This is a genomic window from Roseateles cavernae, from assembly GCF_040187885.1.
Taxonomy (GTDB): domain Bacteria; phylum Pseudomonadota; class Gammaproteobacteria; order Burkholderiales; family Burkholderiaceae_C; genus Roseateles_E; species Roseateles_E cavernae.
In genome coordinates, this window is the sequence record NZ_JBDPLH010000004.1 from 1 (window position 1) to 23,070 (window position 23,070).

Annotated in this window: 20 protein-coding genes; 11 read left to right on the top strand and 9 right to left on the bottom strand. The window is 67.2% G+C overall.

Annotation, left to right across the window (positions count from 1 at the left end; translation table 11 throughout):
- The 4 genes from ABGI63_RS13465 to ABGI63_RS13480 all read left to right on the top strand — a co-directional run.
- On the top strand, positions 1-433 hold a 433-nt coding region (locus ABGI63_RS13465; RefSeq protein ID WP_349742907.1), incomplete at its 5' end, for an ATP-binding cassette domain-containing protein.
- A gap of 10 nt (positions 434-443) precedes the next feature.
- A complete protein-coding gene (locus ABGI63_RS13470) occupies positions 444-1,427 on the top strand; it encodes a GlxA family transcriptional regulator (protein ID WP_349742908.1) in 984 nt (327 codons plus the stop codon).
- Positions 1,424-2,479: an arginine N-succinyltransferase gene (locus tag ABGI63_RS13475; RefSeq protein ID WP_349742909.1), complete on the top strand. Its 1,056-nt coding sequence runs from the start codon at positions 1,424-1,426 to the stop codon at positions 2,477-2,479. The genes ABGI63_RS13470 and ABGI63_RS13475 overlap by 4 nt, the downstream gene beginning before the upstream one ends.
- Positions 2,479-3,204 carry an arginine N-succinyltransferase gene (locus ABGI63_RS13480; RefSeq protein ID WP_349742910.1) on the top strand — a complete coding sequence of 242 codons (726 nt, stop codon included), beginning with the start codon at positions 2,479-2,481 and terminating at the stop codon, positions 3,202-3,204. The genes ABGI63_RS13475 and ABGI63_RS13480 overlap by 1 nt, the downstream gene beginning before the upstream one ends.
- A 19-nt stretch (positions 3,205-3,223) precedes the next feature.
- Here ABGI63_RS13480 and ABGI63_RS13485 read toward each other — a convergent pair whose 3' ends face one another.
- Both ABGI63_RS13485 and ABGI63_RS13490 read right to left on the bottom strand, forming a co-directional pair.
- A complete protein-coding gene (locus ABGI63_RS13485; protein ID WP_349742911.1) occupies positions 3,224-6,649 on the bottom strand; it encodes a patatin-like phospholipase family protein in 3,426 nt (1,141 codons plus the stop codon).
- Between the two features lie 67 nt (positions 6,650-6,716).
- On the bottom strand, positions 6,717-7,595 hold the full coding sequence (locus ABGI63_RS13490) for an MBL fold metallo-hydrolase (RefSeq protein WP_349742912.1): 879 nt from the start codon (positions 7,593-7,595) through the stop codon (positions 6,717-6,719).
- 75 nt (positions 7,596-7,670) lie between these two features.
- Here ABGI63_RS13490 and ABGI63_RS13495 point away from each other — a divergent pair, with 75 nt between their 5' ends.
- The 3 genes from ABGI63_RS13495 to ABGI63_RS13505 are packed head-to-tail and all read left to right on the top strand — an operon-like array spanning position 7,671 to position 8,880.
- Positions 7,671-8,000, top strand: coding sequence for an ArsR/SmtB family transcription factor (locus ABGI63_RS13495; protein WP_262970442.1), 330 nt, complete (start codon positions 7,671-7,673; stop codon positions 7,998-8,000).
- Positions 7,997-8,437, top strand: a complete 441-nt coding sequence (locus tag ABGI63_RS13500) for a YeeE/YedE family protein (RefSeq protein WP_349742913.1) — start codon at positions 7,997-7,999, stop codon at positions 8,435-8,437. Before ABGI63_RS13495 ends, ABGI63_RS13500 begins: the two co-directional genes overlap by 4 nt.
- Before the next feature lie 11 nt (positions 8,438-8,448).
- The gene (locus tag ABGI63_RS13505; protein ID WP_349742914.1) at positions 8,449-8,880 is read left to right on the top strand and encodes a DUF6691 family protein; all 432 of its coding nucleotides are present in this window, start codon (positions 8,449-8,451) and stop codon (positions 8,878-8,880) included.
- A 49-nt stretch (positions 8,881-8,929) separates the two neighbouring features.
- Here the strand turns inward: ABGI63_RS13505 and ABGI63_RS13510 are convergent, their stop codons facing one another.
- Entirely contained in the window at positions 8,930-12,043 is a 3,114-nt protein-coding gene (locus ABGI63_RS13510) for a DUF8811 domain-containing protein (RefSeq protein WP_349742915.1), read from the bottom strand.
- A 31-nt stretch (positions 12,044-12,074) separates the two neighbouring features.
- A complete protein-coding gene (locus tag ABGI63_RS13515) occupies positions 12,075-12,791 on the bottom strand; it encodes a PEP-CTERM sorting domain-containing protein (RefSeq protein WP_349742916.1) in 717 nt (238 codons plus the stop codon).
- 468 nt (positions 12,792-13,259) lie between these two features.
- Here ABGI63_RS13515 and ABGI63_RS13520 point away from each other — a divergent pair, with 468 nt between their 5' ends.
- Positions 13,260-14,483 carry an erythromycin esterase family protein gene (locus tag ABGI63_RS13520; RefSeq protein WP_349742917.1) on the top strand — a complete coding sequence of 408 codons (1,224 nt, stop codon included), beginning with the start codon at positions 13,260-13,262 and terminating at the stop codon, positions 14,481-14,483.
- 17 nt (positions 14,484-14,500) lie between these two features.
- Here the strand turns inward: ABGI63_RS13520 and ABGI63_RS13525 are convergent, their stop codons facing one another.
- The 5 genes from ABGI63_RS13525 to ABGI63_RS13545 all read right to left on the bottom strand — a co-directional run bounded on the left by ABGI63_RS13525 (position 14,501) and on the right by ABGI63_RS13545 (position 19,683).
- Entirely contained in the window at positions 14,501-15,055 is a 555-nt protein-coding gene (locus ABGI63_RS13525; protein WP_349742918.1) for a LuxR C-terminal-related transcriptional regulator, read from the bottom strand.
- Positions 15,052-15,462, bottom strand: a complete 411-nt coding sequence (locus ABGI63_RS13530; RefSeq protein ID WP_349742919.1) for a PaaI family thioesterase — start codon at positions 15,460-15,462, stop codon at positions 15,052-15,054. Before ABGI63_RS13530 ends, ABGI63_RS13525 begins: the two co-directional genes overlap by 4 nt.
- A gap of 127 nt (positions 15,463-15,589) precedes the next feature.
- Positions 15,590-17,278, bottom strand: coding sequence for a serine hydrolase domain-containing protein (locus ABGI63_RS13535; protein ID WP_349742920.1), 1,689 nt, complete (start codon positions 17,276-17,278; stop codon positions 15,590-15,592).
- 9 nt (positions 17,279-17,287) lie between these two features.
- Entirely contained in the window at positions 17,288-18,421 is a 1,134-nt protein-coding gene (locus tag ABGI63_RS13540) for a nuclear transport factor 2 family protein (protein WP_349742921.1), read from the bottom strand.
- Positions 18,422-18,615: 194 nt separating this feature from the next.
- Positions 18,616-19,683, bottom strand: coding sequence for a helix-turn-helix domain-containing protein (locus ABGI63_RS13545; RefSeq protein ID WP_349742922.1), 1,068 nt, complete (start codon positions 19,681-19,683; stop codon positions 18,616-18,618).
- A 141-nt stretch (positions 19,684-19,824) separates the two neighbouring features.
- On the opposite strand from ABGI63_RS13545, the gene ABGI63_RS13550 reads away from it, so the two are divergent.
- From ABGI63_RS13550 to ABGI63_RS13560, 3 genes are all read left to right on the top strand, one after another.
- Entirely contained in the window at positions 19,825-20,529 is a 705-nt protein-coding gene (locus ABGI63_RS13550; RefSeq protein ID WP_349742923.1) for a CoA transferase subunit A, read from the top strand.
- Position 20,530: 1 nt separating this feature from the next.
- Positions 20,531-21,169, top strand: coding sequence for a CoA transferase subunit B (locus tag ABGI63_RS13555; RefSeq protein WP_137941974.1), 639 nt, complete (start codon positions 20,531-20,533; stop codon positions 21,167-21,169).
- A gap of 200 nt (positions 21,170-21,369) precedes the next feature.
- Positions 21,370-23,067, top strand: a complete 1,698-nt coding sequence (locus tag ABGI63_RS13560) for a DUF1800 domain-containing protein (RefSeq protein WP_349742924.1) — start codon at positions 21,370-21,372, stop codon at positions 23,065-23,067.
- Positions 23,068-23,070: the final 3 nt, after the last annotated feature.

Genomic DNA, 23,070 nt, shown 5'->3' on the forward strand with positions numbered 1-23,070 from the left:
CATCGAGGCGCCGGTCTATGTCTTGGGCGTGCCCAAGGCCGAAGCGATCGAAAAGGCCGAAGCCTTGCTGGCCCGCGTCGGCGTGGCCCATCGCAAGGATGTCTACCCGGCCCAGCTCAGCGGTGGCGAGCAGCAGCGCGTCGCGATCGCGCGGGCGCTGGCGGTGGAGCCCGAGGTGATGCTGTTCGACGAGCCGACCTCGGCGCTGGACCCGGAGCTGGTGGGCGAGGTGCTGAAGGTGATGCGCGACCTGGCGGCCGAGGGCCGCACGATGATTGTCGTGACCCACGAGATGGGCTTCGCCCGCGAGGTCTCGACCCACACGATGTTTCTGCACCAGGGCAAGGTCGAGGAGCAGGGCAATCCGCGCGAGGTGCTGCTGAAGCCGCAGAGCCCGCGCCTGCAGCAGTTCCTCAGCGGCGGGCTGAAGTAGAGTCGCGCAGGTGAGTCCGACCCGCCCCATTGCCCTGCTGTTGCTGCCCGGCTATTCGGCGCTGGCGGCGGGTGCCTTGCTGGAGGCGTTCTACCGGGCCAATGACTTGCAGGACGAGGCCGACTACCGGCCGCAGCCGGTGTCCGTGAGCGGCGGGCTGGTGGCCGCGAGCAGCGGCGCCCAGTTCATCACCGAGGCGCTCGACCCGCAGCTGCCTTGGCATGCGCTGTTCGTGCTGGCCGGCGAGCGCGCACCGGGCGCTGAGTCCCTGCTGGCCGTGCTGCACGAACTTGGGGTCAGGTCTTGCGTACTGGCCGGTGTCGACGGCGGCAGCGCCGTGCTGGCCGCCGCCGGCCTGCTGCAAGGCGAACGCGCCAGCGTGCACTGGACCCTGGCCGAGACGTTGATGGAGGCCTATCCGGCCGTGGTCTGGTCGGGCCAGGTCTGGGAGATCAACCTGGCGGCCAACCGGCTCAGCTGCGGCGGCGGCACCGCCTGCCTGGATCTGGCGCTGGCCTGGCTGGGCCGCCTGCATGGCGAACGCCTGGCGCAGGAGCTGAGCCTGGCGCTGGGCCTGGAGCGCTTGCGCGGCCGCGACGAGCGCCAGCGCCGGCCCAGCTCCGAGCGCGCCGGCAGCCCCAAGCTGGCCGAGGCCCTGGCCCTGATGGAGGCCAATCTGGCCGAGCCCCTGCCCACCGAGGAGGTGGCGCGGCTGGTGGGTGTCTCGCGGCGCCAGCTCGAGCGCCTGTTCAAGCAGCATCTGGATTCGCTGCCCTCGCGCTACTACCTGGAGCTGCGCCTGAGCCGCGCACGCCGGCTGTTGCAGCAGAGCAGCCAGTCCATTTTGCAGATCGGCCTGTCCTGCGGCTTTTCGTCCGGGCCGCATTTCTCCAACAGCTACAAGGCCTCCTTCGGCCACACGCCGCGCGATGAGCGCAGCCAGCGTGCCGCCGCCTGGCGCAGCCTGCCCCCAAAGGAAGAGACCCCGCCATGAACCCGCTTGCCCTTTTGCTGCGTCCGGTGGCCGGCGCTGATCTGCCGGCGCTGGAGCGCATCGCCGCCGCCAGCGCCCATGGCATCGGCTCCCTGCCCAGCGACCGCGACAAGCTCAGCGCCCGCATTGCACGCTCGATCGAGGCCTTCGCCAGCCAGGACGCCGCCAGCGGCGAGGAGACCTATCTCCTCGTCTTGGAGGACCGCGAGGCCGGCCGCGTGGTCGGCTGCAGCGGCATCGCCGCCAGCGCGGGCTTTCGTGACCGTTTCTACAGCTATCGCAACGAGTTCGTCGTCCATGCCTCGGCCCCACTGGGCGTCAGCCAGCGCATGCACACCCTGCATCTGTGCCACGACCTGACCGGCTACACCTTGCTGACCTCCTTCTATATCGAGCCCGCCTATGAGCAAGGCCTGGCCCCGCAGCTGCTGTCGCGCGCCCGGCTGCTCTTCATCGAGCAGCACATCGAGCGCTTCAATGACCGCATCGCGGCCGAGAGCCCGGGCCTGGCCAATGAGGCCGGCCAGAGCCCGTTCTGGGACGCGGTGGGCCGACGCTTCTTCAATATGGACTACCCGCAGGCCGAGGCCCTGACCGGCGGGCGCAGCAAGGCCTATATCGCCGACCTGATGCCGCATTCGCCGGTCTATGTGGCCCTGCTGCCCGAGGATGCGCAATGGGCCATCGGCCAGCTGCACCCGGTCGGCGAGCTGCCGTTTGCGATCCTGCAGGCCGAGGGCTTCGATGCCGACACCTATATCGACATCTTCGATGGTGGACCGACCGTGGAGGCCAGTCTGGCGATGCTGCGCAGCGTGCGCCATGCCCGCACGCTGCCGCTGCGCGCCGGCGCGGTGACGCTGGGGCTGCCGGCCTGGCATCTGATCGCCACCAGCGGGCGTGAGGATTTCCGGGCCGTGCTGGCAGCGCTGCCGCCGGCCGCGCAGGAGCTCGCGCCCGGCCACGAGGCGGCCGCCCGGCTGGGCCTGGCCGAGGGCGCGCGGCTGCGGGTTACGCCCGTCGATCCCCAAGCAGAACAGGGAGGGCGCTGATGAGCTTCGTGCGTGAGTTCGAGGCGGCCGATGCCGCCTTGCTGGCCGGCTGGGTCAACCAGGCCGGCGTGGCGGTGGAGCCGGCCCTGGCGGCCGGCGAGTGCTGGCTGATCGCTGCCGATGCGGCCGGCCGGCCGCAGGCCTGTCTGCGTCTGCGCGAACGGCTGGGCCTGAGCCTGCCGCGCTACAGCTATCACGTCGGCCGGGCGGTCCATGCGGCGGCCGAGCTGGGCCTGTTCCAGAGCCAGGCGACGCTGCTGCTGGGCAATGACCATACCGGCGACAGCGAGTTGGCCGATCTGGCCCACGCCCCCGATTGCGCCGAGCCGGTCGCGGCCCTGCGGGCCCTGATCGTGGCCGCGCTGGCGCGTATCGCGGCGCAGCGCGCGCGCTACGGCGAGCGCCTGGTGGTCGAGCTGGCCGGCCCGCGCGACGCCGAGGGCCGCTCGCCGTTCTGGCAGGGGCTGGGGTCCTTCTTCTATGCCGGCGATCCGGCGGCTGCGCGCCAGCGCTGGGGCGAGGCCTGGACCAGCCATCTGGCGGCCCTGCTGCCGCGCCAGACCCTGTACCTGCCCTTCCTCGACGAGGCCGCACAGGCGGCGCTGGGCCACGTCGGCGCCGCCGGCCGCCACGCCGCCGCCGCGCTCGCAGGGTCAGGTTTTGCCTATGGCCGCCATGTGCGCATCGATGACGGCGGGCCGATCTGGGAGCTGAACCTGGGCTGAATCGCGGCGGCTCGGCGCCTCAGCGCGGCGGCCACCAGATCTCGATCACGCCCGGCGTCGGTCGCAGGCCCTCGGGCAGCCGCGCCAGCTGCCAGCCGGCCTGCTGCACGCTGGCGGCGCAGGCCAGGCTGGCCGCGTCGTGATAGATCACGGTGACCTGCCCATAGGGCCTGGGCGGCACCCGGCCGCGCCGCTGCGCGCTGGCCAGCACATCCTCGGTGGCCGGAACCTTGGCGCCCAGCGCGCGCAGCTGCACGACGAGGCTGCGCACCTCGGGCAGGCGCTCTAGACCGTAGACCTGGGTGTAGATGGTCTTGCCGGCGCACAGGCTGGGCGCTGCGGCGCTTGCGCTGTCCGTCGCCGCCATCGCCGCCAGCGGCGGGCAGCTCGGGGCCGGCGGGCTCAGGTCCAGCCCCCAGTAGCGCGGCTGGGCCTCGTTGTCGCGGCGCAGCCGGCCCAGGTCGAGGCAGCGCTTGGTCGGCAGGTCCAGAAACATCGCGCAGACCGGCAGGCGCTCGCGGCGCGTGCTGCACAGCTGCTCGGTGTGCTGCAGCACGCACTGGGCCAGCGGCGAGCGCTGGAACCAGCCGGCCTCGCCGCTGGGGCACAGGGTCTCGGCGACGCGCAGCACCGAGGCTGCCAGCGCGGCCACCTCCTTGTCGCTGGCCAGGTCGAGCCGGCCGTACTGCTCGGAGATTTCCTTGTAGGCGGCGCGGTCGGCGCGGGCGATCTCGGCGCTGTCGTCGCGCCAGCCCTCCAGCGCCTGCCATAGCGAGACGCCTATCGTCGTCGCCGCGCTCAGGCCCACCGTGGTCGCCACCGCCGGGCCGGCGATGCGCGAGGGCAGGCGGCTGAGCATGCCGGGCTTGGCTTCCGTGCTGCCCTTGGCCGCCGCCTTGCCCGATTCCCTCTCCACCGGCACACTGCCGCTGCGGCCCACCGGCATGCCGTCATCGGGCACGAACAGGCGCGTGGCCAGCTGCGGCAGGCGCTCCAGCATGCTGTCGCCCAGGTGGCGACCGAGCTGGTCACCCAGCGTGAAATAGCTCTCCCACTGGGCCTCGTCGAAGAACTGGTCGGTGGTCGACTGCTGCGGGAAGCCCGGGTTCTCGCGCTTGAAGTTGATCAGATCGACCGGCAGGCCGGGGCAGATATTCGGTTTGACCACCACCATCAGCCCCTTGGCGCCGCTGCGCCGGTAGCTGATGCTGGCCAGCGCGATGCAGGCCACGCTCTGCGCCGAGGCCAGGTCGCTGAGCGAGCCGAAGCACTCGGGCACGGCCTCGCCGCCGGTGCCGGTGTTGGCCGCCGGGCGCAGGAACTTGATGTCGGTCTGCAGATCGATGCGGGCCTTGCGCACCAGGTTCTCCAGATCGGCGAAGCCGTAGCGCGGATCGGCGCCGCAATCGGCCACCACGATCAGCTCGGCCTCCTCGACCAGCAGCGCGTAGGCACCGGTGTTCTCGTAGTGGCCGCCATCGCTGAGATACCAGTGGCGCTGGCGGTCCGGGTCGAACTGGCCGCACAGCTCGGCCAGCACCATGGCCGACTTGCCGCCGCGCAGCCGCCGGCGCTGGCTGCGCTGGCCCTGCGAGTCCTTCAGGCCGCGGCTGTCCCACCAATGGCCCAGGCGCAGGCCCGAGCTCATTGCCAGCACCGCGATGCCCATGCGCGTCATGCCGCCCAGGCCCGGCGCGAAGGCCGCCCCCGAGATCGAGACCCAGGAGCCCAGTGACATGGCCCGCAGCGGCCCGACGCGGCGCCAGGGCCGCAGGCCGACACGGGCCAGGCCCAGCGGTCCGACCGACAGTGGCAGGCCGCGCCGGTCCTGGTTGAACAGGCCGCCGCGTGGGTCCTGGGTCTGGTTGATGCAGACATTCAGCAGATGCACCGGGCCGCCATGCCGATGGGGCGCATAGCGACGCATCGCCAGATCGTCGTCGGGGTCCACCACATCGATGGCCTCGACGCGCAGGCCACCATCGGGCTCATCGGGAATCACCGCCAGCGGGCAGCGCCGCGCCTGCTCGCTGCTGAGACCGCTGGCCTGTGCGAAGCGCTTGCCATTGGCCGCGCCCAGATAGCTGCGCACCAGCCGGGCGCGGTAGAACATATGCAGCGAGGAGCGGTTCAGGAACTCGATATTCCAGGCACTCAGGGCGATATAGGACAGGCACAGCAGGGCCAGGCCGCCGGCCCATAGCGGCGCATGCGCGCCAATCATGCCGTCGGGCTGCGGCACGAAGACCAGGGCATAGGCCAGCGAGACCCACCAGATCGTCAGCGACAGCAGCAGCAGCAGGCCGGCCAGATGACCGAGCACCGCCAGCGACAGGCCCAGCGCCGGCGTCATCGTCGAGCTGCTGGGCACCAGGCGCGGCAGCAGCAGGCGCAGCAGGCCGGACAGGCCCACCAGCGCGGCGCCATACCAGCCCTGGCTGCTGCCCTCGAAGACCAGATACCAGGCCAGGCGGTCGATCAGACCCAGCAGCGCCAGCAGCAGGCCGATCTGGCCGACCAGGGCCAGCTGGGCGGTCAGGCTGTGGCGGGCCCGCTCCATCACGACGCGCAGCGAGAAGGGCTCGCCGGCCCGGGCGGCGGCCTGCTTGAGCCGATGCCGGGTCCAGGCGGCATAGGGGCCGGCCAGCACCCAGGCCAACGCGCCACACAGACTCAGCAGCCAGGCCCACCACAGTGCGGCCGGCCAGTCGCTGGCCGCGCCCTGCGGCCGCAGCCGCCACAGCGCCGCGGCCAGGCCCAGCCAGAGCAGCGGCAGCAGGTAGTGCGTGGCCTGGGGCCAGGCGCCGCGCGGGCGCGCCCGCAGCAGCCAGTAGCTGCAGGCCAGCAGGCTGGCGATGAAGAGCTGCGGCAGCAGCAGCAACCAGACGGTGGGCAGCCAGGCCAGCACGCCGTAGACCGTGCTGCGCGCCAGCGCGTCCTCGGGCAGGGCCGCGCGCAGCCAGGGCCAGACCCAGATATTGCACAGCGCCAGCAGACAGCCCAGCAGCAGGCCCAGCACGCCCATCTCGATATGCACGGCGACCAGATTGCGCAGATACAGCGAGACCGCAAAGATCGCGTCGCGCAGGCCGCGCGGGATCAGGTAGCGGCCGTTGGCGCGCAGCCACCAGGCCAGCCAGCGCTTGTCGACGCTGGCCAGCGCATTGGCGGTCTCGACCACCTCCTCGGGACTTTGCGCCTGGTGGAACAGCTTGCCCACCGCCGCGCCCAGATAGCCGCCGCCGGAGACGGTGGACATCAGGTCAAAGCGCAGCAGCGCGCCGCCGCGTGCTAAGGCCTTGACCAGGCCCAGGCTGAAGGTGGCGCTGCGGATGCCGCCGCCCGACAGCGCCAAGCCCCACAGCCCCTCGCCGCCGGGTGGACGTTTGGCGCCATACAGCGCCTGGCGCCGCTGCCTGACCAGGTCCGCAATCGTCTCGCTCATAGCGTCCACCTCTCACGAGTGGCCCAGTGTTGCACCGCCGGCGGCGGCGCGCATCCCTAAGCTCGTTTCACGGCCTCGTGGGCAGCGCGTTCAGCGGAATGCGCAGATAGGACACACCGTTGTCCTCGGCCGGCGGCAGCTGGCCGGCCCGCACATTGACCTGGATCGAGGGCAGTATCAGCGTCGGCACTTCCAGTGTCGCGTCGCGTGCGCGGCGCATTGCGACAAAGCTGTCCTCATCGATGCCGTCACGCATATGGATATTGCCGGCGCGCTGCGCCGCCACCGTGGTCTGCCACTGCGGAGCGCGGCCCTCGGGCGGGTAGTCGTGGCAGACAAAGACACGGCTTGCCGGTGGCAGGTCCAGGATGCGCCGCATCGAGCGATAGAGCTGCCGCGCATCGCCGCCGGGGAAGTCGGCGCGGGCGCTGCCGACATCGGGCATGAACAAGGTGTCGCCGACAAAGACCGCGTCACCGATCAGATAGGCCATATCGGCCGGCGTGTGGCCCGGCACCAGCAGGGCGGTGACCTCGAGCGTGCCGATGCGGAAACTCTCGCCGTCCTTGAACAAGTGGTCGAACTGGCTGCCATCGGGCAGGAAGCTGCGCTCCAGGTTGTAGAGCTTCTTGAATGTGGCCTGGACCTGGCGGATGTTCTCGCCGATCGCGATGCGGCCGCCGACCTGGCTCTGCAGATAGCGCGCGCCCGACAGATGGTCGGCATGGGCATGGGTTTCCAGGATCCAGTCCACCGTCAGGCCCTGATCGCGCACACAAGCCAGCAGCTTGTCGGCCGAGCCGGTGCCGGTGCGGCCGGACTTGAAGTCGAAGTCCAGCACCGGATCGATCACGGCGGCGTGCCGGCTGAGCGGATCGGACACGAGATAGGAGACGGTCCAGGTCTGCGGGTCGAAGAAGGCCTGGATCTGCGGCTGGCTGCTCATGAGGGTCCTTTCGATCTATTGAATTACATTATATTTTTATATATATTGTTGTCAATTGAAGGGAAGGGTCCTGCGATGAAGAGCGAAGTCTTGAGCCTGGATGTGGATCAGCTGCGCGCCGCGGCCGGCCGTGCGGTGGCGGCGCTGAAACTGCTGGCCAACGAGGACCGGCTGCTGCTGCTGTGCCAGCTCTCGCAGGGCGAGGCCTGCGTCAGCGATCTGGAGCTCAGCCTGGGCATACGCCAGCCGACGTTGTCGCAGCAGCTGGGCGTGCTGCGCAACGAGGGCGTGGTCGAGACCCGCCGCGAGGGCAAGAACATCTATTACCGCGTGGCCGATCCCAGCCTGCTGCAGATCCTGGCCACGCTCTACCGCCTCTACTGTCCCGAAGGAGATGCCCGATGACTCTCACGATTGCCTGGACGCAATTCACCCCCGGCGCGGCCCTGGCCGGCGGCGCGCTGATCGGCCTGGCCGCTGCCTTGTTGCTGCTGCTGAACGGCCGCATCGCCGGCATCAGCGGCATCCTCGGCGGGCTGCTGCGGCCGGCGCGTCGGGACGTGGCCTGGCGCGTCGCTTTTCTGCTGGGCCTGATGGGGGCGTCGCTGGTCTATGGCCTGTTCGCGCCGCTGCCGGTGCCGCGCATCGAAGCCGGCACCGGGACCTTGATGGCGGCCGGCCTGCTGGTCGGCGTCGGCACGCGCTACGGTGCCGGCTGCACCAGCGGCCACGGCGTGTGCGGCCTCTCCAGGCTGTCGCCGCGCTCGCTGGTCGCCACCCTGGCCTTCATGGCCGCCGGCTTTGTCACCGTGTTCGTGCTGCGCCATCTGCTGGCAGGCTGAGGAGAGTTGCGATGCTGCTTGTTGTCTTGAGTGCCGCCTTGGCGGGCCTGGTGTTCGGCCTGGGCCTGATCATCTCGGGCATGGCCGATCCGGCCAAGGTGATCGCCTTTCTCGATCTGGCCGGGGCCTGGGATCCCTCGCTGGCCCTGGTGATGGCCGGGGCCATTGCGGTGGGGCTGATCGCCTTCCGCCTGGCCGGCTCGCGCAGCCTGTCCTGGTTGGGCGAGGCCATGCGGCTGCCGACCGCGCGCGATGTCGACCGCCGCCTGGTACTGGGCAGCCTGGCCTTCGGCGCCGGCTGGGGGCTGGCCGGCTTCTGCCCGGGCCCGGCCCTGGTGGCGCTGGGCATGGGGGAGGGCAAGGCGCTGATCTTTGTCGCGGCGATGCTGGCGGGCATGGGCTTGTTTGAAATGCTCGAGCGCATGGGCCAGCGCCGTACCTGACGAAAAAAAGCCACCGCCGCGGCGGTGGCTTTCACGGGAGCAGGGTTGCTCAGGGGCTGATCAGGACCAGATCGGCCTCACGACCGGTCTTGGCCAGACCATTCAAGAGCAGCAAACCGGTCTGCGACGGCGAGGCGGCGGCACCGGCCGGGTTGTGGTTCACCGGCAGCGCGCCGTTGAAGCCGACCGGCACGCCCAGCGAGTTGCCGATGCCGCTGGCGAAGCGCGGCGTGGCCGGCGTGTAAACCATATTGGTGATGGCATCGGTCTGGCTGCCGGTGAAGTAGTTGTCGTAGGCGAAGACCGAGAAGCTGATCTTCTGGTTGATATCGGTGACGCCCAGATCGCTGGCCAGCACGGTCATGATCATATTGCCCGACATCAGATCGGCCGCAGCATAGAAGCGTGCCACCGCCCCGCCATTGCTCGATCCGTCCGGATTGAGCTTCTGTACCCAGACGATGGTCTGGCCGCTGCTGGCGAAGGTGCCGTTCTCGGCGTTATAGACCACGGCGTCGAAGATGCCATCGTTGTTGGCATCGACATAGACATTGAACTCGGCCGGATAGGCCGGGTGCGCACGCTCACCATAGGTCGAGATGCCGAACTGCAGGCCGAGTCCGCCCACATCCACCGCCCGCACGCCCGCTGCGCGCAGATCCACGATGGCCTGGCCGCCGCCATAAGCCGGCTGCTGGCTGCTGATCTGCGGGCTGCTGCCGGTCAGCGAGAAGATCTCCAGCGGGCCGGAAACCGCGCCGCCGACATTGCTGATCGGCAGATTGCCTGCGGCCGCACCGCCCAGCGCCACATTGGTCGCGGCGACCACATTGGCGCTCTTGCGCGGCAGCACATGCCAGGGCACGCTGGCCCCGTCGGTGCCGTCGGCCACGGTGATGTAGCCGTCGAACTCGACGCCCTGCAGCAGCGCGCCGTTGCCCTGGTTGGCAGCCGCACCGAGGTTCCATGCGGGCAGCTTGGAGGCATCCAGCACCAGGCTCAGCGTGAAGGCCGCCGTGCCATTGGCCGGCACCGCTATCGAGGCCGGCGCATTCAGCACCACCGCGCCGCTGGCCGCATCGTCGGCATAGCGGAAGCTGCGGGTGATGGTGTAGGTGCGCGGCGTGGTGCTGTAGTTGCGCACCGCGACCTTCTTGCTCAAGGTCATCATGCCGGTGGCACGCGGGCTGCCGAAGGACAAGGCCGGGCTGTAGCTGTTGCTGGCGTCCCAGAGGCCGGTGGTCAGCGCGGCCGAGGCATTGACGCGCAGTTCACCGGCGCCGATGCGCGAGATCGGTGCGAGCACGCCGGGCTGGGTGGCCGGGTTGGTATAGACCGTTTGGTTGGCCGCATTCATCAGCCGCGCCTTGATCTCGGGCGGCGCCGCATTCGGGTACTTCTGCAGCAGCAGCGCGGCCGCGCCGGCAACCACCGGCGCTGCGCCCGAGGTGCCACCGAAGCTTTCGGTGCCGCTGCCGCTGCCGTTGACCGCCGAGACCGAGGCGCCGGGCGCGCCGATCTCGGGCTTGATCGCGGCAAAGTTGTAGGACGGGCCGCGCGAGGAGGTCGCGGTCATGCTGCCGGCCAGCGGGATGCTGTTGGCAGGGCTGACGCTGACCTGTGCCGTGTCGGTCGGCACCGACTTCAGCACATTGCCGATGGCCTGGGTGACGACCAGGCTGGGCACCATCGGTGCACCGCCACCGAAGCTGAAGGTGGGCGCGTCGCCGGCCGCATTGTTGGCGATCACCACACCGATCGCGCCGCGGTTCGCCGCGTTTGCCACCTTGATGCTGATCGAGCAGACGCCGCGATCAATCAGGGCCACGGTGCCGGTGAAATCGATGGTCGTCGCCATCTCGCAGGCCAGCGCATTGGCCGAGCCGTTCGGGCCGGCGCGCCGCAGCGTGCCGCTGAAGCCGGCGCCTATCGGTGCCCAGTCCAGCGTTGCGGTGTTCGAGTAGACGCCGGCAATGCCGGCCGGCGCGGTCACGACCAGCGGGATGGCGCCGGCATTGGGCATGCTGGTCTGCGCCACGCTGATGGCCTCGGGCGCGTTCGACGGCGAGCCGACGATGAAGGGCCGGTCCGCCGAGTTGCCGGCAGAGATCGCGGCGACGATGCCGAAACGCACGGCATTGCTGATCGCCTCGGTCGAGGGGTTTTCGCGCTGGCCGTAGCTGGCGCCCAGCGAGAGGTTGAGGATGTCGGCGGCGTCGGAGAAGTCCAGATCGCCGTTCGGATCCATGGCCCATTCGATGCCCTGCAGAATCGCCAGGCCGTTGCAGCTGGTGGAAACGCTGCTGCAGACCTTGACGGCGTACAGCGAGGCGCCGGGTGCCATGCCCTTGTGCAGGCCGTCCAGGCTGGCACCGGCGGCGATGTCGGCCACATGGGTGCCGTGGCCGGAGCCGACGCCCGCGTCGATCGGGTTCGGATCGGCGAGCTGCGGGCCGTTGGGCCAGGTCTCGCCGACAAAGTCATAGCCACCGATCACCTTGGCGCTGGGGAACAGGGCGGCCGGCGCCATGCCGCCAGCGGCGGCGGCGGCGGCATTGAAGTCCGAGATCAGGCCCGAGCCGCCGAGATTGCGGTGGGTGTAGTCGATGCCGGAGTCCAGCACCGCGATCTTGACGCCCTGGCCGCTCAGGCCCAGGTCCTGCAGCACCTTGGCGCCGACATAGGGCACGGTGCTGCTCAGGGCTTTCTGGTGATCGACCACCGGGCGCAGCGCCGAGACGCCGGGCAGGCGCGCGATCTGCGGCAGCTTGGCGGCGTCGGCCGAGATCACCACGGCGTTGTAGGCCTTGCCCAGGCGCCCCAGTTCCTTGCCGCCCAGGGCCTGGATCTGGCCCATCAAGGCGTCCTGCTTGCTCTTCAGGCTGGCCATATAGGCCTGGCGTTGCGCCAGCGTCATGCCGCCGCCGGTTTTCTTCGCATTCATCGCCAGCGCCTGGGCCAGCGGCGGATCGGTCAGGCGCACGGCCACCTGCACAGTGCCGGTCTGCTGGCGCAGCAGGGAGTTGCGCTGCTGGGTTTGCGGGCTGGGCAGCGCGAGCGCTGCCGCCGTGTTGGGCAAGGGGGTCTGGGCGACGGCAGCGCCCAGGGCTGCCATCGCGGCGGCGCTCAGAAGGGCGTGTCTTGCGGTACGGGAACTGAACATGGAGATCTCCTTGTTGCAGAAGCGGGTGGCGTCAGGCGGCGGCGATCATGGGCGTGCGCGGGGCGCGCCGACGCGAGGAGGCCCACAGCCCCAGGCCGGCGGCCAGCAACAGGCCCATCGTGCCGGGCTCGGGCAGCTCGGCATTGGTGGCGCCGGTCAGCTCGATGAAGTAGCTCAGTGGCGACTCGCTGCCGCTGTCAAAGCCACTCCAGCCCGCCAGCGCGCCGGCACCCGGGGCTCCACCCAGCACATCGGTGAAGCCGCCGGCCAGAAAGACCGGCAGGCTGCTGGCATCCTGGGCGGCAAAACCGCCGATGGCGACGGCCAGGTAATAGATGCCGTCGCTGATCGGTCCGCTGGCGTCTCCGGCCGGCAGCAGCGAGGTCAGGCCCATGCCGTCATCGTCGTTGGTGTAGACGCCCAGGCCAGCGGCGTCGAACAGATAGAGCGCGGTGTCGAAGCCGGTGTCTAGGGTCTTGGCCGAGAAGCTGGCGGCATCGCTGATGCGGATCTTGTAGAGATCAACCTGGTGGCGCGGGTTGCCGCCGACCGGCACGCTGGCGGTCAGCGCGCCGCCGATGCCGCTCAGGCTGTTGAAGCCGCTGTCATAGGTGGTCTGGGCCGTGCCCAGCAGGTCGCCGGCGCCCGGGGCAGTCTCGTTCCAGACGAAACCAGCCATTGCGCCGGTAGGCAGGCTGAGGGCGGCGGCTGCGGCGAGCAGCGCGGCGATCTTCTTGATGGGTTTCATGAGGCAAGCTCCTGTGAGGGCGCGAATCCGCGAGGGACCAATGGCAATATGTGTGGCACCGTGACCAAGCGTTCGCCGGTTCTGATCGGTCCCCGTACTGCCCATGCGGACCTCGTCGTCGGAACTTGCGCTGCCTGCCCTGCTGCGGCCGCTGAGCCGCAGCTCACCATGCCGCGAGGCCCGACGATAAGCCGCGCATCGCACTTCGCACATCGCCGGACTCCCCCACATTCAAGGGGGTGGGGTCAGGGCTTGTCAGTGCGCGCAATAGGGTCCGGCCGTGACTTTCTTCACAGTGAAAACAGGCCGATAAACCGGGGCCAAACCGCCGCCGGACGGGGTCTGCTCCTAGGGAATGTCCCAGGTCGGTTTTGCGGCCCTCGCGACGCTGCAGCCGGCCCGCAGCGTTAATGCGCTCTTAAACCCAGTCCCTCTAAGCTGGCCGTCTATCCAGACGGAGGACGGGCGATGAGCGGACGAAGACAGTGGCTGGCAGCCGCGCTGCTGGCGGCGATGCCGGTGGCGCCGGCCTTTGGCGATGTGGCGATGAGCTGGGTTGGCCGGCATGCCCAGGCGATGCCGGCGGCCACGCCGGCCGAGATCAGCGACGCGCAGCTGCAGGCCTTTGGCGCGGCCGTCGGCTCGGCGCGGGTGGTGGCGCTGGGTGAGCAGACCCATGGCGGGCGCGAGGAGTTCGAGCTGCGGCTGCGGCTGCTGCGCTATCTGCACGAGCACAAGGGCTTCGATGTGCTGCTGCTGGAGAGCGGGGTGTTCGATATCGCGCTGCTGCAAGAGGCCATGCAGCGCGGCGAGAAGCTCGACGCGCTGGCGCCCGGCAAGGTGTTCTACATGTACTCGAAGAGCGATGCCGGTCGCAGCCTGCTGCGCTATCTGGACGAGCGCCAGGCCGGGCCACGCCCGCTGCTGCTCTCGGGCATAGACAGCCAGCTCAGCGGCGAGCTGAGCCAGCGCGAGCTGCTGCCGCGGCTGAAGGCGCGTCTGGGCGGTGCCGAGCCCGACTGGCCGCTGTTCGAGCGTCTGGCGGCCGCGCTGTTCGCGCTCGAGCGGCGCGCGCCGCCGGTCGCCGAGCAGCAGCGCTTCGAGGCGCTGGCCGAGCGGCTGCGCGGCCGGCTCTGTGCCGGCAAGCACCGTGGCGAGGACGGCCTGCTGTGCCGCAGCCTGGCCAGCCTGCAGGCCCAGGCCGCGACCCTGTGGCGTGGCGACTATCAGCGCGACCATGCGATGGCCGACAACGTGCTGTGGCAGCTGCAGCAGCTCTACCCGGGCAAGAAGGCGGTGATCTGGGGCCACATCATCCATCTGGGCCGGGGCGTCAAGCTGGATGCCAAGCACCGCTTTGCCGGCGACATCCTGGGCGAGAAACTGGGCCGCGACTACTATGTGCTGAACACGACGGCGCTGCAGGGTTCCTTCCTCGAATTCGCCTCGGGCCAGGTCCAGCCGGTGCCGCCGGCCTATCCGCGCAGCCTGGAGGCGGCGCTGGCGCAGAACCCGGCCGAGTTCATCTTCCTGGACGCGCCGCGACCGATGCGCGCCGATCTTGCCGGTCTGCCCTCGCGGTCCATGGAGTTCGGCTATGGCCTGCCCACCGGCGGCGGCGCGGGCCTGGGTCGACACTGGGACGGCGTGTTCTATATCCGCGAGCTGCTCCCGGTGACGATGGAGCGCTGAAACGGCCGGTCCTCGGTTCAGGCCACGAGCAGCTTGTGCACCAGCTCCGGCGTGGTCGCGGCCTCGTACTTCTTCATCAGCCGGGCGCGGTAGACATCGACGGTGCGCGGGCTGATGCCCAGGCGCCGGCCGATCAGCTTGCTGGTCAGGCCCTCGATCAGCAGCGCCGCGATCTCGCGCTCGCGGGCGGTCAGGTCGGCCTTGATCTGGCGGTGCGCCGACAGGTCCTCGAAGCTCCAGATGCCCTTCGCGTGCGGGTCCTCGGGGTCCAGTGCGCGGCCCGAGACATGGCACCAGAACAGCTGGCCGCCCTCGGGGCCGGCGACCCGGCGCATCACCCGGTCGTCGGCATAGAAGCCGGTGGCGTCCAGGCTGGCGACGATGCGCGCGCCGGTGCGCTCGAACTCGGCCGGGCTGGGGTAGAGCAGCTCGAAGCTGTGGCCGACGAGCTGCTCGCGCTGCGCACCGAAGATCGCGAGCACGCGGTGGTTGCAGTCCAGGATCTGGCGGCGCTCGGACAGGATCAGGCCAATAGGCGCCATCTCGAAGGCGGTGCGATAGTCCACGCTCATCCGAGCAGCGCGTAGGTGGTGGTGGCCTGCACGGCGAGGCGGCCGTCGGGGTTGGCGATGTCTATCGTGCCGAAGGCCAGGCTCTTGCCGCTGCGCAGCACCTTGGCGCTGATCAGGCAGTGGTCCGCCGAGATGGGGCGCAGAAAGCTGGTGTTCAGCTGCACCGTGGTCATGGGCCTGAACTCGCCGAGCTCGGCCATCATCGCCAGCACCATCGCGGTATCGGCCGCCGCCATCGCGGCCTGGCCGCACATCACGCCGCCCACATGCACATACTCGCGCTTGACCGGCATCAGCAGGCGCACCGCGCCCGGTGCGGCCTCCTGCACCTGGAGCTCCATGGCTGTGATCCAGGGGGCGAAGATGGTCGGAATGGCGGCTTGCAGGTCGGCGGTGCTGAGAGGCATGGCTTGGATTCTTGGCGCGGGGCGCTCGGCTGGGTTGGCGGGTGTGCAGCATGGTAGCGGCGACTGGCGCGCCGCTGCCATGCTATCCGGCCCCGCTGCCCGGCCTTGCCGCCCGGCGGAGCCGGCATCAGCTTCGCAGCTTTGTGAACTCCAGATTCCGCGCGCCATCGACCAGGATCTGAAAGCTGCTGACCGCATGGCCTGTGCGAATGAACTTCAGGCCGCTCAGGAAATTCTTGTCGCCGGTAAAGATGTCGCCATGGACCGGTGCGAAATTCACCGTGCCGATATGCAGGTTTCTGGCCGTCAGCACGCCGTCTGTCTCCACCAGTTCAATCATGGTGTTGAGATCCCTGTTGAAGAAAGTCCCGGTGAATTGCGCCAGCTCGGCTTTCGTGTAACTCGCTGGCTGGTAAGCATTGAAAACCACCGGGTCGCTGCCCGTCACGCTGAGTTTCATCTGGCGGCCGTCCCGCCCCTCGGTCAATTGCAGCAGGAATTTGTCATCGCTTGGAATCTTCAGCTGCAACAGCGCCGCACTCAGCGGCAGGATCTCCCATTCCGCCCCCGGCCTGCTGTAGTGCAGGACATTGTCCTTGAGATGGATCTTGGTGGCCTGGGCTGCCAGAGGGCTCCAGTAGCTGCCCTGGATATTCTGCAGTTGTGCGGCGCTCAGTTTGGCGGCTTCAATCTTGGTGAAATCGATGGTTTCAGCCTCGGTGAAGTGTTTCTCCAAAAAAAGGAATGCCAAGCGCATCCCATAGGCGCCGTTATAGGCCAGCCCCGAACTCAGCACGATGACCGAGAAGTCCTGCTCCGGAAAGCGAATCGAGGTGCTTGCATAGCCGCCATGGCTGCCGGTTTGAAATTGCTTGGGAATGCCTCTTTCCTTACCCTCGTGTTGCTGGCCATAGATGGTGGCACCGGAGGCGCTACGAATGGGTGTGCCGTCATCAAGCCGTAGCGCCCCATGCAGTTTCTTTGCAAGGCCGTGCGACAGGACATGGCGCTTCCAGGTCGCCATATCGCGAATGGAGCTGTAGAGGCTTGCGTAGGCTGCCGCGCCGCGCTCGCCGTGGCTGGGGCTATAACCCGTCTTGGGGTCACCGCTATAGGGCGTGGCCAGATTTGACAAGGGCGCAGCGCTCGCAAACAGGGTGTTGCTCATTCCCAGCGGCTCGAAGAGCTGTTCCTTGCAATACGCATCAAATGATTGCCCGGTCACCACTTCGACGAGCTTTTGCAAGACAAGAAACCGGGTGTCGGCAATGCTGGAGTAGGCCTGGCCCGGCGTGAAGTTTGCCTGGCGCTGCCGTTTGATGTAGTCGGGAAGGCCGGCTTTCTGACCCGCTTCGGTGGGTTTGGCGCCGGTCAAGGCGTGGAGAATTCGATAGCTGTGCAGCCCGTCGGTGGAACTCAGGAGGTGATTGATACTGATGGGTTTCCCGAAGTCCGGCAGTGCCGGTAAATAGGTTCTGACGTCATCACTCAGGGAAACTTTTCCCTCCTGCTCCAGTTTCAGGATTGCAAAGGCAATCACCTCCCAGGCCAGCTTGTCGACATGGAAGCGGGTGTCCACGGTGGCCGGCACCTTGTATTCCAGACTGGCCTGGCCAAAGGCTTGCTGGTAAATCAAGCTGCCTTTGCTGATGACAGCAATAGCCAGGGCCGGGCGGTTGGGGTCCTTGAAATCGGCGAGGACTCTATCCACCGCCGCCTGCGCGGCGGGGTCCAGCTGCGCGCTGGCCAACTGGGGCAAGAGGGCCAGGCAGGCGATGCCGAACAACTGCGATAGCGAGTATTTCATGCTGTTCATCTCGTTGAATCACAGGGTTTGAATCGCTTCGATGACCTTGTTGGCCACGGAGGCTGTTGATGAAGGATCCTGGCCGGTGATGAATCGGCCATCGACCACGAAGAAGTTGCTGCCGAAAGTCTTTGCATGCACCAGATCGCCGCCGTTTTCCTTGACTTTGGCATCGATGGAGAAAGGGAAGGTCTTGTAATAGGCCGCTTCCTTGTTCTCAAAGCTGTCCGGGTAGCCGGTGATCTTCTTGTTCAAGAACAATGACACACCGGCCTCGTCCTTCAAATTGACGATGCCGGCGGTGCCGTGGCAGACCGCAGAAATGACGCCGCCATTCTTGTATACCCGGCCGGCGATGCCTTGAATCTCGGCGTTGTCGGCCACGCCAAACATCGCCGCCCCACCGCCGCTGTAGTAGACGGCCTGGTAATCATCCGGCTTGATTTGCGCGGGCTTGAAGGTGTGCTTCAGCAGATTCATGAACTCGCTGTCGTACAGATACTGCTTTTGCGTCGGATTGGAGGTCGCGACATAGCCGATCGGAATCGCGCCGCCCTGTGGGCTGACAAAGTCCACCGCATAGCCATGCTTCTTAAAGATGTCATAGGCGATGACAATCTCGGAAAAATGGTTGGCCGCATCGATCTTGGTGTTGCCGTAAGTGTGTTGGTTGGAGGCGATGAACAGGATCTTCTTGCCTGACTTGGGTGCCGCCTTCCAGGTGTAGCTCTTGTTGACGATTTTCCAGCTGCCCTCGTATTTGACCAGCTGAAAATAGTCGGTAAAGAGGCGTGAGCCGGGCACCAGAATCTCGACCTTGGCCGTGGCCACATCGTTTTCGATGTCGGTCGAAACAATCCTCCCGATGCGCTTCATCTTTCCGTAGGCGGTGACGTCCTTGATGTACTGCTCGCCCGAGCGAATCAGCAGTTTATTTTCCGGCGTGGTGGCGTACAGCTTGAAATCGGGGTGGAAGGCTTTTCTGAGCCGCTCCGGCTGCCCATCGGCCACCCCTTCCATATAGTCAAGCAAGGTGTCGTGGACCTGCTCGGTGTCGGTCTTGTTCTGCGCCAGCCCGGCACCCGCAGCACCCAGGCACAGCAAAAGCCCGAGAATCTTCGAGAAACTGCCCAGCAGATTGTTTTGATTCATATATCGCCCTAGATATGTAGACAGTGTTGGCGAAAGTCGCCTGTTCAGCCTCCGATCCGTCCATGCGTCGTGCAGGTGACAGATCGGGCCAGGGAGCAATCTAGGGCAGGCAGGGGGCGGGCGGCTCTGCGATCATGAATCCGAACTCCGGATACATGATTCCGTAGCGAAGGCGCCGGGGCGGCGCGGGCCGATCAGGAGGATTTCAGCGCAGCCTCGTTGCGATAGCTGGCCGGTGTCTGGCCAGCCATCTTCTTGAAAGCCGCAAAAAAAGTGGAGCTTGAATTGAAGCCGCTGCGTTCGGCCACCTGCTCCATGCTCAGGCGCGGCTCGGTGAGCAGGATGTGCTTGGCGAAAACGATGCGGAACTCGTTGACATAGTGATTGAAATTCTGGCTCAGATTGTCATTGAGCACCTGGGAAACCAGGGTCTGCGAGTGCCCGGTTTTGCGGGCCAGCAGGGCCAGGCTGAAATTCGGATTCAAGTAGAGTTGCTGCTCATGCATGGCCTGGTTGAGCGCTGCCAGTATCTGCTGAGCCTGCGTATCTGCCAATTTTCTGTTTTGATACTTCTCGCGCGTGACCTGGCTTGTCTGCTCTTCCTTGATCAGCAGAAAGGTCATCACCGTGACACAGATGGAAAATGAGAAGGACAGGGCGCCGACAATGTATGAGGTGAACGGCACACTCATATAGGCGAACAGGATCAAGCTGCTGCTCAGGTAGACGCCCAGCAGTAAAATCCTCTGGCGCGGGCCGGCACCCTCAGCACCGTCGGCCGCGAAAAGCGGCCCGCGCGATTGCCACAATTGCCAGCCGGCGATCAGCAGGTAGGCGAGCCAGTAATAATGCAGGCTCGGAAACGCATGATGCCAGACCTCGGGGTATTGCGACCTCGGAAACAGCAGGCCCAAGCAGATAAAACCCAGTGGCAACAGAATGTGCCATGCCCAGCGCTGATGGGCCGCGTGCTTCCTGAGTTCGGCCAGGTGAAAGTGCACATACAGATAGGTCAGCGGGCCAATCAACAGACAGGCCGACAGGCCGAACTGAATGAATCCCGATGCCAGCCCCGGATCAAAATAGTAGACGGCCGATTTTCCGGTGCGAATGCTGATGGCCAGCAACAAGGCAGCCAGGAAGACATTCGACCGGCCCTGAGACCTTCGGGTGCACAGGTAAATCGCCAGGAAAACACCGTTCACCGCGCCCAGGGCACTGAACAGGAACAGGACTTGGCTTGCAGTGGGCGCTAGATTCATGGCGGCCGCCAGTATGCCGGACCCAGGTGCCGAGGCTGTTCGTCACCCACAGGGGTGGGCCTTAGGCGAATTTACGTAACCCTACCTAATGCCTTAGGTAGTACGCTGTTCCCCGTTCGATCCAAGACGGAGACATTCCCCATGAACAAGCTTTACCCAAGCGCCGCCGAGGCGCTGCAGGGCATCGTCGCGGACGGCCAGTTGCTGGCGGTCGGCGGCTTCGGCCTGTGCGGCATTCCCGAGGCGCTGATCGCGGCGCTGCGCGACAGCGCGGTCAGGAATCTGACCGTGATCTCCAACAATGCCGGCGTCGACGGCTTCGGCCTCGGCCAGCTGCTGGAGACGCGCCAGATCAAGCGCATGATCTCCAGCTATGTGGGCGAGAACAAGGAGTTCGAGCGCCAGTACCTGGCGGGCGAGCTGGAGCTGGAGTTCACGCCGCAAGGCACGCTGGCCGAGAAACTGCGCGCCGGCGGTGCCGGCATCCCGGCCTTCTTCACCCGCACCGGCGTCGGCACCATCGTCGCCGAGGGCAAGGAGCTGCGCGAGTTCGACGGCCAGACCTATGTGATGGAGCATGCGCTGAATCCGGATGTGGCCCTGGTCAAGGCCTACAAGGCCGACAAGAGCGGCAATCTGGTGTTCCGCCGCACCGCGCGCAACTTCAATCCGGCCGCCGCGATGGCCGGCAAGATCACCGTGGTCGAGGTCGAGCAGCTGGTCGAGACCGGCGCGATCGATCCGGACGAGGTGCATCTGCCGGGCATCTATGTGCACCGCATCGTGGTCAATGCGCATCCCGAGAAGCGCATTGAGAAGAAGACTCTGACGGTCAAGGGGAACTGAGATGGCCTGGACACAAGACCAAATGGCGGCCCGCGCGGCGCAGGAACTCGAAGACGGCTTCTATGTGAACCTGGGCATAGGCATTCCCACGCTGGTGGCCAATTTCGTGCCGGCGGACAAGGAAGTCTGGCTGCAGAGCGAGAACGGCATGCTGGGCATCGGCCCCTTCCCAACCGAGGACGAGGTCGACGCCGACCTGATCAATGCCGGCAAGCAGACCGTCACGACCATCAAGGGCTCGTCAATCTTCGGCAGCCATGACAGCTTCGCGATGATCCGTGGCGGCAAGATCAATCTGTCCATCCTTGGCGCGATGCAGGTCAGCGAGCACGGCGATCTGGCCAACTGGATGATCCCCGGCAAGATGGTCAAGGGCATGGGCGGCGCGATGGACCTGGTGGCCGGCGTCAAGCGCGTGATCGTGCTGATGGAGCATGTCGCGAAGAAGAAGGACGGCAGCGAGGACCTGAAGATCATCCCCAAGTGCACGCTGCCGCTGACCGGCGTGGGTGTGGTCAACCGCATCATCACCGACCTGGGCGTGATGGATGTGACGCCCGAGGGCCTGAAGCTGGTCGAGCTGGCCGAGGGCGTGACGCGGGAGTTCGTGCAGAGCAAGACCGGCGTGCCGCTGCGCTGATCGTCGCTTGCGCATCGTTACAGGGCCGCTGATCGCGGCCCTTTTTCATGCATCGCCGCAGCTGGTTCGGGCGTGCAATGCGGGCTCCAGCGTGAACTATGACCCGGGTCTTACGCCCTCTTGCAAAGCCGGGAGGCTCGTTACCGGGCGGGAGCCGTCGCTCCCTTAGATTGCGCCCTCGAATCCTAGCGAGAGCCCGCATGAGCACGATTGTTGCCGAGCCCACCCCCGTAGCGCCCGCGCAGCGCGTCGCGCTGCCCCCACAAAGCCTGAGCCTGCTGGGCGCCGCCACGGCCTTGAGCGCCTGTGGCGGTGGTGGCAGCGGCGGCGAGGCCGACGGTCCCACGGCACAGCCGGGCTCGGCGCCGGCGCCGGTCCAGGCGCCGATCACCGATGCCGCTGCGGCGCGCTTTCTTGCCCAGGCTGGCTTCGCCGCCAGCATGGCCGACATCGCCAGCGTCAAGTCGGCCGGCTATGCCGCCTGGCTGGAGCAGCAGTTCGGGGTCGGCGGCAGCAGCTCGCACGTCGACTGGTTGCTGGCCAAGGGCTATGGCGCCGAGAATTTCAAGCACAGCCTGAGCGGTGTCGACAACAGCCTGTGGCGCAAATGGCTGTCCTCGCCCGATGCGCTGCGCCAGCGTGTCGTGATGGCGCTCAGCGAGATCTTTGTGGTCTCGATGACGGGCCTGCCGGTGGCCTGGGGCAACTTCGCCGCGGCCGCCTATGTGGACATGCTGGAGCAGCGTGCCTTCGGTTCCTTTCGCGATCTGCTGGAGGGCGTGACCCTGTCCTGCGGCATGGGCGTCTACCTGAATATGCGCGGCAACAAGAAGGAGGACGGCAAGGGCAGCGCACCGGACGAAAACTATGCGCGCGAGGTGATGCAGCTGTTCACGATAGGCCTGCACGAGCTCAACCTCGACGGCACACCGGTGCTGGGCGCCGGCGGCCAGCCCAAGGAGAGCTACACGCTGGCCGATATCACCGAGCTGGCGCGGGTCTTCACCGGCTGGGATTTCGACGGCCGCAGCGAGACCGATCCGAGCTTCATGCGCCGGCCGATGAGCCACAACGCCGGCCGCTTTGCGAGCGGCGCCAAGCGGGTGCTCCAGGTTGACATTCCCGCCACGGCCGACGGCCCGACGGCGCTGAAGATCGCGCTCGACACCCTGGCCAACCATGCCAATGTCGGCCCCTTCATCGGCCGACAGCTGATCCAGCGCCTGGTCTGCTCGCACCCCAGCCCGGCCTATGTGCGGCGGGTGGCCGGCGTGTTCAACAACAACGGCAGGGGCCAGCGCGGCGATATGAAGGCGGTGATCGCCGCCGTGCTGCTGGACGAGGACGCCCGCCATGTCGGCAGCGCGCCGTCCAGCGGCCGGCTGCGCGAGCCGCTGCAGCGCTTCATCCAGTGGGGCCGCAGCTTCGGCCTGAGCTCGCCGACCGATCTGTGGAATGTCGGCGACACCTCCAACCCGGCCACGCGGCTGGGCCAGAGCCCGCTGCGCAGTCCCTCGGTGTTCAATTTCTTCCGCCCCGGCTATGTGCCGCCGAACTCGCAGCTGGGCAGCGCGGGCATCACCGCGCCGGAGTTCCAGCTCTGCAACGAGAGCACGGTGGCCGGTTACCTGAACTTCATGCAAGGCGTCGTCGCCAATGGCATCGGCGAGCTCAAGCCGGTCTATACCGATGAACTGGCGCTGGCCGCCGATGCGCCGGCCCTGGTCGAGCGCGTCGCGTTGCGCCTGGCCGGAGACGGCCTGAGCGCCGCGACCAAGGCGACCATCGCGACCGCGCTGGCGACGATGAAGGTCGACACCGAGGCCCGCCAGCTCAGCCGGGTGCAGGCCGCCGTGCTGCTGGTCATGGCCAGCCCCGAGTACCAGATCCAGAAGTAGGCA

Bases quoted from the DNA above. Each gene is read 5' to 3' on its own strand.
- ABGI63_RS13480 (WP_349742910.1), top strand. From the start codon at position 2,479: ATGAGCTTCGTGCGTGAGTTCGAGGCGGCCGATGCCGCCTTGCTGGCC.
- ABGI63_RS13550 (WP_349742923.1), top strand. From the start codon at position 19,825: ATGAACAAGCTTTACCCAAGCGCCGCCGAGGCGCTGCAGGGCATCGTC.
- ABGI63_RS13535 (WP_349742920.1), bottom strand. From the start codon at position 17,278: ATGAACAGCATGAAATACTCGCTATCGCAGTTGTTCGGCATCGCCTGC.
- ABGI63_RS13560 (WP_349742924.1), top strand. From the start codon at position 21,370: ATGAGCACGATTGTTGCCGAGCCCACCCCCGTAGCGCCCGCGCAGCGC.
- ABGI63_RS13525 (WP_349742918.1), bottom strand. From the start codon at position 15,055: ATGAGCGTGGACTATCGCACCGCCTTCGAGATGGCGCCTATTGGCCTG.
- ABGI63_RS13555 (WP_137941974.1), top strand. From the start codon at position 20,531: ATGGCCTGGACACAAGACCAAATGGCGGCCCGCGCGGCGCAGGAACTC.
- ABGI63_RS13520 (WP_349742917.1), top strand. From the start codon at position 13,260: ATGAGCGGACGAAGACAGTGGCTGGCAGCCGCGCTGCTGGCGGCGATG.
- ABGI63_RS13540 (WP_349742921.1), bottom strand. From the start codon at position 18,421: ATGAATCAAAACAATCTGCTGGGCAGTTTCTCGAAGATTCTCGGGCTT.
- ABGI63_RS13495 (WP_262970442.1), top strand. From the start codon at position 7,671: ATGAAGAGCGAAGTCTTGAGCCTGGATGTGGATCAGCTGCGCGCCGCG.
- ABGI63_RS13475 (WP_349742909.1), top strand. From the start codon at position 1,424: ATGAACCCGCTTGCCCTTTTGCTGCGTCCGGTGGCCGGCGCTGATCTG.
- ABGI63_RS13530 (WP_349742919.1), bottom strand. From the start codon at position 15,462: ATGCCTCTCAGCACCGCCGACCTGCAAGCCGCCATTCCGACCATCTTC.
- ABGI63_RS13490 (WP_349742912.1), bottom strand. From the start codon at position 7,595: ATGAGCAGCCAGCCGCAGATCCAGGCCTTCTTCGACCCGCAGACCTGG.
- ABGI63_RS13505 (WP_349742914.1), top strand. From the start codon at position 8,449: ATGCTGCTTGTTGTCTTGAGTGCCGCCTTGGCGGGCCTGGTGTTCGGC.
- ABGI63_RS13515 (WP_349742916.1), bottom strand. From the start codon at position 12,791: ATGAAACCCATCAAGAAGATCGCCGCGCTGCTCGCCGCAGCCGCCGCC.
- ABGI63_RS13500 (WP_349742913.1), top strand. From the start codon at position 7,997: ATGACTCTCACGATTGCCTGGACGCAATTCACCCCCGGCGCGGCCCTG.
- ABGI63_RS13485 (WP_349742911.1), bottom strand. From the start codon at position 6,649: ATGAGCGAGACGATTGCGGACCTGGTCAGGCAGCGGCGCCAGGCGCTG.
- ABGI63_RS13545 (WP_349742922.1), bottom strand. From the start codon at position 19,683: ATGAATCTAGCGCCCACTGCAAGCCAAGTCCTGTTCCTGTTCAGTGCC.
- ABGI63_RS13510 (WP_349742915.1), bottom strand. From the start codon at position 12,043: ATGTTCAGTTCCCGTACCGCAAGACACGCCCTTCTGAGCGCCGCCGCG.